The 12,563-nt window shown below is 54.0% G+C and carries 8 protein-coding genes; 7 read left to right on the top strand and 1 reads right to left on the bottom strand.

The window, feature by feature from the left end; all coding sequences use genetic code 11:
- The first annotated feature begins 103 nt into the window (after positions 1 to 103).
- The 3 genes from ACZ5EH_RS21365 (at position 104) to ACZ5EH_RS21355 (ending at position 3,496) form a co-directional block, all read left to right on the top strand.
- A complete protein-coding gene (locus tag ACZ5EH_RS21365) occupies positions 104 to 796 on the top strand; it encodes an ABC transporter ATP-binding protein (protein WP_464275880.1) in 693 nt (230 codons plus the stop codon).
- 346 nt (positions 797 to 1,142) lie between these two features.
- A complete protein-coding gene (locus ACZ5EH_RS21360; protein WP_464275879.1) occupies positions 1,143 to 1,937 on the top strand; it encodes an SDR family NAD(P)-dependent oxidoreductase in 795 nt (264 codons plus the stop codon).
- Positions 1,938 to 2,038: 101 nt separating this feature from the next.
- Entirely contained in the window at positions 2,039 to 3,496 is a 1,458-nt protein-coding gene (locus tag ACZ5EH_RS21355; RefSeq protein ID WP_464274772.1) for an IS1182 family transposase, read from the top strand.
- Between the two features lie 117 nt (positions 3,497 to 3,613).
- On the opposite strand, the gene ACZ5EH_RS21350 is transcribed toward ACZ5EH_RS21355, so the two are convergent.
- On the bottom strand, positions 3,614 to 6,322 hold the full coding sequence (locus tag ACZ5EH_RS21350; RefSeq protein WP_464275878.1) for a M16 family metallopeptidase: 2,709 nt from the start codon (positions 6,320 to 6,322) through the stop codon (positions 3,614 to 3,616).
- Positions 6,323 to 6,724: 402 nt separating this feature from the next.
- On the opposite strand from ACZ5EH_RS21350, the gene ACZ5EH_RS21345 reads away from it, so the two are divergent.
- The 4 genes from ACZ5EH_RS21345 (at position 6,725) to ACZ5EH_RS21330 (ending at position 12,507) form a co-directional block, all read left to right on the top strand.
- Positions 6,725 to 7,870 carry a PP2C family protein-serine/threonine phosphatase gene (locus ACZ5EH_RS21345; protein WP_464275877.1) on the top strand — a complete coding sequence of 382 codons (1,146 nt, stop codon included), beginning with the start codon at positions 6,725 to 6,727 and terminating at the stop codon, positions 7,868 to 7,870.
- Positions 7,867 to 8,595, top strand: a complete 729-nt coding sequence (locus ACZ5EH_RS21340) for an ATP-binding protein (RefSeq protein WP_464275876.1) — start codon at positions 7,867 to 7,869, stop codon at positions 8,593 to 8,595. The genes ACZ5EH_RS21345 and ACZ5EH_RS21340 overlap by 4 nt, the downstream gene beginning before the upstream one ends.
- 121 nt (positions 8,596 to 8,716) lie before the next feature.
- Positions 8,717 to 10,162, top strand: a complete 1,446-nt coding sequence (locus ACZ5EH_RS21335) for an STAS domain-containing protein (RefSeq protein WP_464275875.1) — start codon at positions 8,717 to 8,719, stop codon at positions 10,160 to 10,162.
- Positions 10,163 to 10,194: 32 nt separating this feature from the next.
- Positions 10,195 to 12,507: a chemotaxis protein CheA gene (locus ACZ5EH_RS21330; RefSeq protein WP_464275874.1), complete on the top strand. Its 2,313-nt coding sequence runs from the start codon at positions 10,195 to 10,197 to the stop codon at positions 12,505 to 12,507.
- Positions 12,508 to 12,563 lie beyond the last annotated feature (56 nt).

Genomic DNA, 12,563 nt, shown 5'->3' with positions numbered 1-12,563 from the left:
GTGAGTTTGCAATATCTCTCGCGTTTGCCCGTTGTATACAGGGATTCGGTAATAGGCCGGCCTTGCTGCAAGGTGAAAACACACCGCTTACAGGAGAAATGCAATGTTGCATGCACAGAACATAGTCAAAAAATACGCCACCAACGGCGCAGCCGGTAAAACCGTGTTGCATGAGGTGGATTTCCATATGCAGGAGGGCGAATTCGTGGCCGTGACAGGACGCTCCGGCTCCGGCAAGACCACACTCATGCACGTGCTCTCCACGTTATTACGGCCGGATCAAGGCAGCATCAGCTTCAGAGGGCAGGACATAACCGCCATGGACGAAGCTGCCTGCAATGCATTGCGCCGTCATGACTTTGCCGTGATCTTCCAATTCCACCACCTGCTCCCGTATCTGACGGCGCTGGAAAACACCGTGCTTCCCTTCATGCAGGGCATGCGCCCGGTTTCCGGCGAGATATTGGACAGGGGGCGGGAGTGCCTGGCCCGTGTCGGGCTCAAGGGCAAGGAAGACAGCCTCCCCGGCAATCTGTCTGGCGGTGAACAGCAGCGGGTGGCCATTGCCCGCGCTTTGGTGAAGCAGGCGTCGCTACTCTTTGCCGATGAACCCACCGGAAGTCTGGACAAGGCTACAGGGCAACAGATTCTGCACCTCCTCCAGGATTTGAACGCCGAAGGCCTTGGCATTGTCATGGTTACCCATGACCCGGAGTATGCGGCCTGCGCATCACGCATTGTGGCAATGGAAGATGGCCGTATATTGGATCAGGGGATTTCCGCGCCGGAGCAGTAGAGCAGTTTGGGAAATCCCTTTTGGTGGATGTCTATACATCCAGTTTGAATTGATGGGGGCGGAAGGGGGCAGGTATTGCCCGGCCTCCTTCCGCCAAAGATTTTTCATGGTTTAATGCCCCAAAAAAGGGAGCGCATCGATGCTCCCTGCAGTACACCTCCTCCTTGAGAACGGGGCCCCACGCGGGGCCCCGTTTTTTATGCTGCTCTGCCGATCGGGTATTTTTCCCCCGCTGTTTTCCACTCTTCGTCGACCCTCTTTCATCACCCGGCGCAGCGTGCTACGCTGTTCTGTCTTTTTTGGATGATTGTGTTTCCAAGTGTCTGCAATAATATTAAAAGGAGGAATGATGCATATAGACTTGAGCGGCAAGCGCGCCATAGTCACCGGGTCTACAGCTGGTATCGGTCTCGCCATAGTCAAAGGTCTCGCCGCATGTGGAGCCAGTGTCGTCCTTAACGGACGCTCTCAGGATTCCGTGGAGGCGGCGCTCAAAGGAGTAAGCGAAGAGCTGCCCCAATGCGATGTGACGGGCTTTTCAGGTGATCTTTCCACGGCGGATGGCTGTGCAGCAATGGTGAAAGAATATCCTGAATGCGATATTTTGGTTAATAATTTGGGCATTTACGGCCCGCAGGATTTTTTTGACACCAACGACGAGGACTGGAGCCGTTACATAGACATCAACGTCATGTCCGGCGTTCGCCTTGCACGGGCCTATCTGCCCGGCATGAAACAGAAAAGCTGGGGGCGTGTGGTCTTCATCTCTTCTGAATCAGGTGAGAACATCCCACCGGATATGCTTGCCTACGGCTTTTGCAAGGCCGGCGTCATGGCCATAGCCCGCGGTCTGGCGAAATTGATGTCCGGTACAGGCGTCAATGTAAATTCCGTGCTGCCCGGTCCTACGCTTTCCAAAGGGGTGCGGCAGATGATTGATGAGAATTTCCGCAAGGAGGGGCAGACGCTAGAACAGGCGGCTGTGGATTTTGTGAAGGAAAACCGCCCTTCGTCTGTGCTGCAGCGGCCAACATCTGTGGAGGAAGTCGCCAACATGGTGGTGTATGCCTGCTCAAAGGAAGCCTCTGGCACAACGGGGGCCGCCCTGCGCGTGGACGGGGGCGTGGTGGATTGTCTGTAGCGGGTGCGCCGCAATCAGAATGAAAAAAAGGCCCCTCGCGAAGGGCCTCAGAATGCTGACAAACCCTCGCCAATCGGCGAGGGTTTTCTTATACTATCTTCATGCTAAAGCCGCCCAAAAATCAGCAGGTGAAAATGGAGTTTGTTTCGATCAACGAACTTGTCCCCATGAATCATCTGCTTCGCAAAATTGCCAAGGTTATTGATTTCTCCTTTATTCATGAGCTCACCAAGGATTTGTATTGCGAGGGCAATGGCCGTCCGGCCATTGAACCGGTGGTGCTCTTCAAAATGCTATTCATCGGCTATCTGTTTGGCATCCGCAGCGAGCGTCAGCTTGTCAAGGAAATCCAGGTCAATGTTGCCTATCGCTGGTTCCTTGGCCTGGGATTGCAGGACAAAGTGCCCGATGCCAGCACCATCAGCCAAAACCGGCGGCGCAGATTTAACGACACCAGCGTTGCCCAGGACATTTTTGACGGTATAGTGTTCCAGGCCATGAAAAAGAGGCTTGTCGGCGGACACACGCTTTACACCGATTCCACCCACCTGAAAGCCAACGCCAACAAGCATAAATTTACGGAAAAGCTCGTTGCCCAAAGCACGAAGTCATACTTGGGCGAACTTGAAGACGCCGTGGAGGAAGACAGGCGCAGGCATGGAAAGAAACCGCTGAAGCAGGACAACCGCGAAGCGGGGTCCAAGCGGATCAAGCAGAGCACAACCGATCCGGACAGCGGGTACATGGTACGCGAGGGCAAGCCTAAGGGCTTCTTTTACTTGGATCATCGCACTGTGGACAGCCGACACAACATTATCACCGACAGTTACGTAACTCCGGCCTCGGTGCATGACAGCATGCCCTATCTCGATCGGCTGGACCGACAAATCAACCGCTTCGGCTTTGCTGTGAAGCACGTCGGCCTCGATGCAGGATATTTCACCTCACACATTTGCAAGACGCTGGAAGAAAAGCATATTTATGGTGTCATTGGCTATCGTCGTCCCACTCGTCGCAAAGGGATGCTCCCCAAACGCGCCTTTGAATACCTGCCGGACAAGGACTGCTATCTTTGCCCCGAAGGCCAGGAGCTTCACTACTCCACCACCAACCGCGAAGGATATCGTCTCTATGACTCGTTACCAAAGGTTTGCCGCCGCTGTCCGTTACTGAAAGAGTGCACAACAAACCGGAATTGCAAGAAAACAGTGACACGCCATGTGTGGCGGGAATACGTGGATACGGTGGATGCGCACCGGCTCACGGAATTCGGAAAAAGAATCTATGCTCGCCGGAAAGAGACCGTAGAGCGCAGCTTTGCCGACGCCAAACAACTGCACGGGCATCGCTATGCTCGGTTCTGCGGCCTGGCTAAGGTCCAGGTTCAAAGCCTGCTTTCCGCCACATGTCAAAACATGAAGAAAATGGCCTTGCTGCTGGCCCCTTTGGAGCTGTCATACAAATATTTGCAGCCCAAATGCCTGTACTTTCTACCTCAGTCTCTCTGTCTCGTTCGATTGGGGCCGATCGAGCCAACATCCCAGCTGGCAGCGGCCTGAAAAGAAATCGGTTCATAAAAACAAACCCCACTTTGCAAAAAGCGGGGTTTGTCAATGAGCTGAGGCCCCTCGCGAGGGGCCTTTTTTCATCCATGGTGCAGCGTCCGCGTATTCGCCTTAGGGCGATACGGAGAGCAGGTAGCTCTTTCCGGGGTTCAGATACTTCCGGGCCAGAGCCTGCAATTCTTCGGCGGTGATGGTCTTTGCCTTCTGGATGTCCTTTTCATTGATGTCCAGGGGCAGCCCTTGTATCAGCAACGACGATGCTTCACGGCTGCGGCTGTCCAGGCTCTGGTGTTCGCGGTAGTAGTCGCCCTGCAGAAGATTGCGCCCTCTTTGAATGGCGGCTTCGTCCAGGGGCTTGTCGCGCAGTTCGGCAAGCACCTCGTCAAATCCTTCGAGTGCTTGTTCTTTCTTGTCCGGAGAGGTGCCGATGTAGAAGGCCATGAAGCCGGCTGCCGGGCTTTGCCAGTTGAAGGCCGTAACGGAATAGCCGAGACCTTGTTCGTCGCGCAGCCTGTTGAAGAGCAGCCCGCTTTGTCCGGCCAGGACTTCGCGGAGCAGTTTGAGACCTGCGGTATCTTCATTCGCCACAGGCGGAATCTCCCAAATCTCGAGGAGATGCGTCTGGTTGCGGTCTTCCAGGTGAAGGTTCAGGCTCTTGGTGTCGGACCATTTGGGCGTGGCAAACGCTTTGGCGTCATCCTTTTGCGGTCCGATTTCGGCTGCCAGCGATTTGGCCAGCTCGATGATGGCGTCGCGGTCGAAATCGCCGCAGACTGCCAAGACCCATCCGTTGCCCTTTTGATTTTGCCAATATGTTTTCACGTCTTCCGGGGTGAAGGCTTCCACGCCTTCAATGGTGCCCAGGTGGAAGTAGCTGTAGTTCGTATCGGTGAACAGAAAGGGAAACACGTTGCGGAAAGCCAGACCAAGTGGCTGGTCCTCGCGCCCTTTTATGCCCGCGATCTGGTTCTGCTTCTCACGCGCCACCTCTGTGTCGGCAAATCCAGGCTGGGTCAGTACTTCCTTGAAAAGGGGCAGTATTTCATTGCTGAACCGGGAAGGAAACTTGGCGTTTACGGTAAGGGCTTCACGCATTGCGCTTGCGTCGAGAGAAGCGGCCCTGTCGGAGAGGTAGTCCTGCAATTCACTGGCGGAGCGCTTTGTGGTCCCCTTGGTCAGTGTTCTGGCGCTTAGAGCGGCCAGGCCTTGCTGCTTTGGGGTGAGCAGGGAATCGCCCCCTCTGATGGCAAGGGACACGGACGTGTAGGGCAGCGTCGTATCCGGCATGAGCACGAGTTTACGGCCTGGTGCGATATCGAGAACTTCTGTGTTGCTTGCTGCGCCGGCGTCGGCTTTGGCGGTGTGTTCTTGCGTTTTGGCAGGCCAGGCTTTTGCGATTTTGTCGGTCAGGTCCTTTTCCAGTGTGGCGGCCTGGTTTTCAGGTGCAAGCACCACGGAGGAGAAAGCGCCAGGCTGTATGTACTTTTCAAAAGCGTCTTTCAGACTCGCCTTGTCCACCTGACTGAGTTCGAAAAGGTAATTCTGTTCTGAAATGGCGCCGTTTTCAAAAAACTGGAAAAAACCGATCTTGGATGCGAGTCCGGCAAGGGTTTCCTTGGCCTGGTACATGGAGTCTTCAAGGTTGAGCTTGGCGCGTTCGACTTCTTCATCCGTAAAGGCGGCAGGGTCGAGTTTGGAAAGATAGGCGGCAAACTCGGTCCAGAACTGGTCCAGCTTGTCAGCGTCAAGGGTCACATTGATGTACATCGCCCCGCTACGTTGCAGGGTCATGGCTGCGGTGGAGATGTCATCCACAAGTTGCTTGTCGTACTTGAAGGTGCGGTAAAAGCGTGACGTCTTGTCACCACCGAGAATTTGCCCCAGGGTCTCCAGCGCGGCGGTGCCGGCTGTGGGGAACCCGGGCAGGGGAAAGGTGATGTTCAAATAGACCTTGTTGTACTCGCCGCCGATGACTTTTACGCGGGGAGTTGCGCCCTGCTTTTCACGGATGGCGGCCACGTCCACCAGCTCGGCAGGGTGGAGCTGACGGTCGTTGGACAGGTTGCCAAACAGTTTGGAAGCCTCGGCCTGAACCTGGGCCGGGTCCACGTTGCCGCATACAACCAGCAACATGGACTGGGGCTGATAGTGGTCGTGGATATAATCAAGGATGTCCTGGCGAGAGATGTTCGAGACCGTATCCCGAAATCCAATGATTGGCGCTTCGTAGGGAGTGCCGGGCCAGGTCAGGGGCTGCATGCTTTTGAAGAGCATGTTGCCTGGGGTGTCTTCATTACGGGCGAGCTCCGAGAGCACGACCTTTTTTTCCCGCTCCAGTTCGTCAGGGTCGATGGTGGCGTTGAAGATCATGTCATGCAGCACGTCCATGCCCAGTTGCCATTTGTCAGCAGGCATGTCGGTCAGGAACACCGTGTAATCGAAGCTGGTGGCTGCGTTGAGAGATCCGCCCGCGCTTTCCACTTCCTTGGCGGTTTCGCCCATGGCGCGGTTGTGGGTGCCTTTGAAAACCATGTGCTCAAGCAGGTGGCTTATGCCTTCCTGCCCCTTGGTTTCATAGGCCGAACCGGCCCTGACGTATAATCTGAGCGAGGCCAGGGGAAAGCGTTCGTCCTGCTGTACGAGAATGGTAAAGCCATTGGGCAGGGTGGTGATGCTCGGTTCCGCTGCATGCAGGGGGGAAGCAGGTATAGCCAGATACATGGAGAAGGCTCCTAGCAGGATTGCGAGCAACGCAGTCGAGATGCTGGGTTGTCGTTTGTTGTAAGCCGGACGGCTATGGTTGATGATGTCAGCCTGCATCGTGATTCCTTCCTGTTAAGTGATTTATGATGTTATCAGGGGTATGCTACGAGAGATAATCATCGAAAGACGGCTGACCAGCTGGTAGGGAGGAAACTACCAGATTTATCATTGAGGACAAGTTGACAAAATTGAGTCCTGAGAGCCTGCAGCACAGGTGAATCAAGGCTTTGTCTTGCTCAAAACACCAGGGTCCTGTATCATTACGATTATGAAATGATTAGGAGAGTTGCCGCGTTGCGGACAGGAGGACACTCCCTGAAAGCCTTTGGCGGATGACTGGAGGGGATGGTGCTTTTGCAGGCTCATCCGTAAAAAGTGCTCCCAATGGCTTGAGAAGGCCCTGTTGCTGCAAATGAACCATTCAAGCTGTAGATATAGCCCACAAGCAAGGAGAGGTCATTGCAAGAAAATGGCGGGGTGACCCACAGGGGCAATGACCCCCGGGTGCTTATCATCGACGATGAGTCAATAAACCTTATGGTGCTCAAGGGGATGCTCAAGGCCGCAGGGTTTGTCACCCTCGTCGCTACTGACGGTCCATCTGGCAGAACCTTGGCCGCGCAGGAGTCGCCGGATATCATTCTCCTGGACATCATGATGCCCAGAGAAAACGGCTTTGAAACCCTCCGCAAATTGAAACAGGATCCCGCCAGTACGGATATTCCTGTCATTTTCATATCGGCGCTTACGGATGTGGATAATAAAGTCCACGGTTTGGAAACAGGGGCAGTTGATTACATCACCAAGCCTTTTGAAAAAGCTGAAGTGATTGCCCGCATCCGGCTGCACCTGAAGCTCAAACTGGCGCACAGGGCGGTTATCGAGGAACAGGCCGCACGGCTGCGGCAGATATCCGAGGCGCAACAATCTATTCTTGTCAGGCCGGAGGATCTCCCCGAGGCAAAGTACGCTATCCGTTATGTTCCCATCCTTGAAGCAGGGGGGGACTTCTACGATGTTTTTCCTGTTGGCAGCAAGAGCTTTTGCTATTTTATGGCGGACATAAGTGGCCATGATCTGGGCGCCTCTTTTGTCACGTCCTCGCTCAAGGCCCTGGTCAGGCAGAATTCCGGCCCCCTTTATACGCCGCCCGAGACATTGAAGAACATCAATTCAGTGTTGAAGACCATATTGCAGGATGGCAAGTATATCACTGCACAAAGTTGTTTTTTGAACAGGGGGTTTAACCAGCTTACAGTCGTCAATGCAGGGCACCCGCCTGCAATATTCGTTTCCAGAGAAGGTGCGGCAAAATTTCTTGATGCAGAAGGGGATATTATTGGCGCCTTTGAGTCGATTTGTCTGGAGCCGCTGCAACTGCAAGTGGAAAAGGGCGACAGAATCTACATGTACACTGACGGGCTTACCGAGCGATTCGATAAGAACCGGCAAAGCCGGGAGCATGGTGAAAATGCGCTTTTGGAACTGTGCAAAGAATGTCATGGCCTGCCCCTTGCTCAAGCTGTACACGAAATTGTAGACAAACTGGTGCCTGACCCTGCTGCACAGGAAGATGATCTCGTGTTGCTGGGGGTGGAAGTATGACTCGATTCAAGTCAATGCATGATGCCGACGGGTTGCGGATAGAAATGGCCGCCGCGCTGGATAACATCGATACCGCAAGTGAGGAGACGAAAGCCTTCTTGTTCTCCCATGGATTGAGCGATTATGCCTTTTCCGTGCTGCTTGCCATGCGAGAGGCTCTTGCTAACGCTGTTATCCATGGCAGCAAGGAAGACGCGGCTAAATTGGTGACGTACGATTTGCACTACGACGGAAGCGAGCTGGAAATGCGCGTGGAAGACCAGGGCCCCGGTTTTATCTGGAAACGATCAGCAGAGCTGTCGCCACCGGATACGCCGGGAGGACGTGGTCTGGCCATATTGCAGCATTATTTCGATACTGTGACTTTCAACGAGCGCGGGAACGCCATCGTGCTCAAAAAGCACTGCCCAAAGGGAGTATGTATGAGCGATATACAGCAGAACGGCGACACGGCCATCGTCAAGCCAGGTCGGGATATAGTTTCCTCCATGGCGCAGGACTTCAAGCTCGAGCTCAAAAGCATGGTCGAGCAAGGTGTCAAGCAACTCACCATAGACCTTGAAGATGTCGAAATGATCGATTCCATCGGCATGGGGCTCTTGATTGCAGCCCATAATTCTCTTGCCAAAAACGGGGGTTCTTTGCGGGTTATCAACCCGAGCGAAGACATCCTCCGGCTGCTCAGAACCATGCGTCTGGACAAGCATTTTATTGTCGAAGCATAGATGCTGTTTGTTTAGAGCATAATTTCCCTAAAATAATTGCGCATTGTTTTAGGGAGTAGCATTAAGAATATAGCTTCTCACAAAAGAGAAGCGCTTTATCCTGCAAGCAAGGGAGCTGGAAATGGAAGACAATATCCTGGAAATGTTTCTCGAGGATACAAGGGAACATCTCGCGGGGATTGAAACCGACCTGCTGGACATCGAGGAAGCCAATCCTGATTTCGATCCCGAACTCGTGAACAAGGTCTTCCGTACTGCACACTCCATAAAGGGCAGTGCCGGGTTTCTGGCCTTGGATAACATACGCGACCTTGCACACAAGATTGAAAACGTGCTGGACCTGATGCGTTGCCGTGAGTTGCAGCCTACTTCCGACGTTATCGGTATCGTGTTGCGGTGTTTCGACAGATTGCAGGATCTTGTGGACAATGTGCAAGAAAGCGACAGCATGGATATTTCTGATCAGGTGGCGATGCTGACTGCCCTTGTCCAGAGTGGATTGCCTGAAGAATCGAAGGCGGACGTGACAAAACCCGCAAACATTGATTTGCCTGTAGGACGCGATCTTTTTACCCTTTCGGAATACGATCTGAAACAGGCCAGGAAAGGGGGCAATTTCATCTATATGGTCGAATACGACCTTATTCACGATGTGCATAGACTGGACAAGACGCCTTTTGATCTGCTGCGCAATCTGGAAAAGAGCGGTCTGATTCTGGATTGTCGTATGGATTTGCGGGCCGTGGGTGATCTGGAGGGGGAATTTTCCAACCGTCTTCCGTTTTATGTGCTGTATGCAACAATCCTGGAACCAGAATTGTGCAAAGCGATTTTTCAGGTGGATGAAAAATACATCCACCACATTGAAGAGGGAAGTGAGCCTCAGCCGCAGGAAACTTCTTCTCAGACTTCAAACGAACGCAAGCCTGTAAGCGCCGATGACCTTGATGCGCTTGAGCGGGAACTTGACCTGGCGATGTCGAGCCGCACTGCTTCCGGCGGCAATGTGGAGCCGCTTACGCCACATCCTTCCTTGATGAGTGGATTTGATACGCCTGAAAATCCCCAGGCTCCTGAACTTGAAGATAATCCGGCATCACCCCCGGAAGAAGCTGCAGAGCTGACTGTGGCGCCTGCCCCGGAAGAGTCCCCGGACGAGGCTCCGGCTGAGGTTTTGGATGGCGAAGATGCTGCTGCACCGGCTATGGGTGCTTCCGATGCCGCCCCTTTTGAAGTGAGTGGAGAATTCTACTCCCTTTCAGGCGCGGGCAAGAGCGGCACGCTTTTCCTGCATGGCAAGGCCACCATAGAGAACGGCGCCGCTTTGAAAAACGCTTTGTTACAGGGCTTGGATCGCTGCGAAGAACTGACCCTGGACCTTGCGCAGGTGGAAGAGGCGGACATTGCACTGCTGCAGCTGCTTTTTGCTGCAAGGCATTCTGCAAAAAGCAGGGGGCGCTCTTTCATAGTGGCCGATCAGGTACCCGAGCCTGTTTTGGATGTCGCCAACAGGGCGGGACTCAGCCACAGAATGCAGGACGGTTTCCAAGGTATCTTCAAATCCTGATGTATTGCGATAGTTGAGAGGCCATTGGAAACATGATTCGCAAACTCGATCCGGAAATAAGCAGCCAGATACGGGAAGAAGCTTCTGAGCTATTGACCGAAATGGAAACGGCGCTGCTTGAGCTTGAAGAATCTCCCGACGATATAGGCTTGGTGAACCGCGTCTTTCGCGCCATGCACACGGTGAAAGGCGCTGCCAATATGTTCGGCCTGGATAAAGTTGCGAATCTTACCCACGAAGTGGAAACAGCCTTTGATCTGGTGCGTAACGGCAAGTTGGCCGTCAGCCGGGATCTGCTGGACCTGGGGCTGGAGGCGCGTGACCATATTTGGTTGTTGATCGACGCGCCGGAAGATGCTGACGAGCATGCGTCACATGAAGTGATGCGCCGCATCAAGAATCTCGTCACAGGGGTGGAAAAGGCCGCGACCCTGACAGAAAGGGAAGACGCCCCATCGCAAGCCTCTGTAAAAGAGGACTCCTCAGCAAATGTACACAACGCTGGTCGCCCGACGCCAATACCGGAAGACGATGGCAGGGCAGCGGCGGTTCTCACAACATACTCCATTCGCTTCCGCCCCAGTGGTGAGGGGCTCTTGGTACATGCCGATCCATTGGCCATCCTCGATGAGCTCCGTGATTTGAACGAAGCGGGTGAATGTGTCGTCGTGGTCCGGGATGATGCTGTGCCCCCTCTTGAAAGTATGGAGCCGGAATCCTGTGTTTTGTGGTGGGAGGTCTTGCTCACAACAAGCCAGGATAAGAACGCCATTCGTGACGCCTTCATTTTTGTTGAGGACATGAGTGACATTGCATTCAAGGAAGTGAGCGACGCAGCCGCCTGGCTTGAAGAGCACCATATTTCGCCAGTGCAGGGAATCGCAGAATCTTCGTCCCATCCTTTTGAGGAACGTTCAAAAAATAAAGACGCCTCTTCTGAAGCGTTTGCTTCTCATGACATTACACCCCCTCCACCGCTTCAGGATTCCATGACGGTTGTGTCCGAAAGCGAGGAATTGCCGTCGCCTTCTTTTGAGCCGGCGTCCGTTGTCTCTCCTGTGGCGGTTCCGGTTCCGCCGGATGCGGCACAGGAAGAAGGGAGCATGGAGGAGGCCGCTGACGATCCCTCATGTGAGAAAACTGAACGTTCCCAAACACCTCGTAAAGAAGTCGCAACAAGTATTCGCGTGGACGCCTATAAACTGGACGACATGGTCGCGCTTGTGGGTGAGCTGGTTATTGCCCAGGCCAGATTGATGCAGCTTTCCGCCCAGAGCCACAATCCGCAACTGCAAGGTGTTGCAGAGGAACTTGAATTGCTTTCGAGTTCGTTGCGGGACAGAACCCTGAGCATGCGCATGCTGCCCATTGGCACCACCTTTGACCGTTTCCGTCGGTTGGTTCGCGACCTTTCCCACGAATTGGGCAAAGAGGTGGAGTTGCACACGCATGGGGCTGATACCGAACTGGATAAGACGGTTATCGAACAGCTTGGCGATCCCTTGGTGCATCTGCTGCGTAACAGCATTGACCATGGGCTGGAGAGCCCCGAGCAGCGGATTGCCGCGGGCAAGCCTTCCAAAGGCACCATAGTGCTTTCGGCAGAACATTCAGGGGGGCACGTTCTGATAAGGATTTTTGATGACGGCCGCGGCATGAGCAGGGAGCGCATCGCAGCCAAGGGCGTTGAAAGAAATCTGATTTCTGACCCTGCAGCACTCAGTGACAAGGAAATTTATAAACTTGTCTTTCATCCGGGCTTTTCCACGGCAGCGAAAGTCAGCAGCGTTTCAGGCCGTGGGGTAGGGATGGATGTGGTCAAACGTGGTATAGAGGCATTGCGTGGGAGCGTGGACATAGAAAGCGAAGAAGGCGCAGGCACAACCGTGACTGTGAAGCTCCCCCTTACCCTCGCCATCATCGAGGGGCTGCAAGTCCGTGTTGGCGATGAGTATTTCGTAATTCCCCTTGCGGCTGTGCAGGAATGTGTGGAGTTGACCGGTGCTGACAGAGGCTCGGATGCGGGCGGCAACGGCAAAAGACTCATCAACCTTCGCGATGCCATCGTCCCTTACATCCGTTTGCGGGAGTGGTTCGAGATTCACGGTGAACAGCCCGACATAGAGCAGATAATCATCGTTGGGGATGAGAACACGGTTACCGGTATCGTGGTTGACGAAGTGATAGGGCAGCAACAGACCGTCATAAAAAGCCTGGGCCGCATGTTCCGTGATGTGGAGGAATTTTCTGGCGCTACCATAAAAGGTGACGGCACCATGGCCCTTATTCTGGATGTGCCGCAACTGGTGCGCAAGGTCATGATTGAAGCGGCGGCGAGCGCCTGAAAGCAGAAGAGTAGTGACTAATCAGACCGGCGCGGCATTGTGAACGCTAAAAAGCC

This window comes from Desulfovibrio biadhensis, assembly GCF_055388615.1.
Note: the sequence above shows the minus strand (reverse complement) of the source record. Positions and strands in the feature narration are given on the sequence as shown.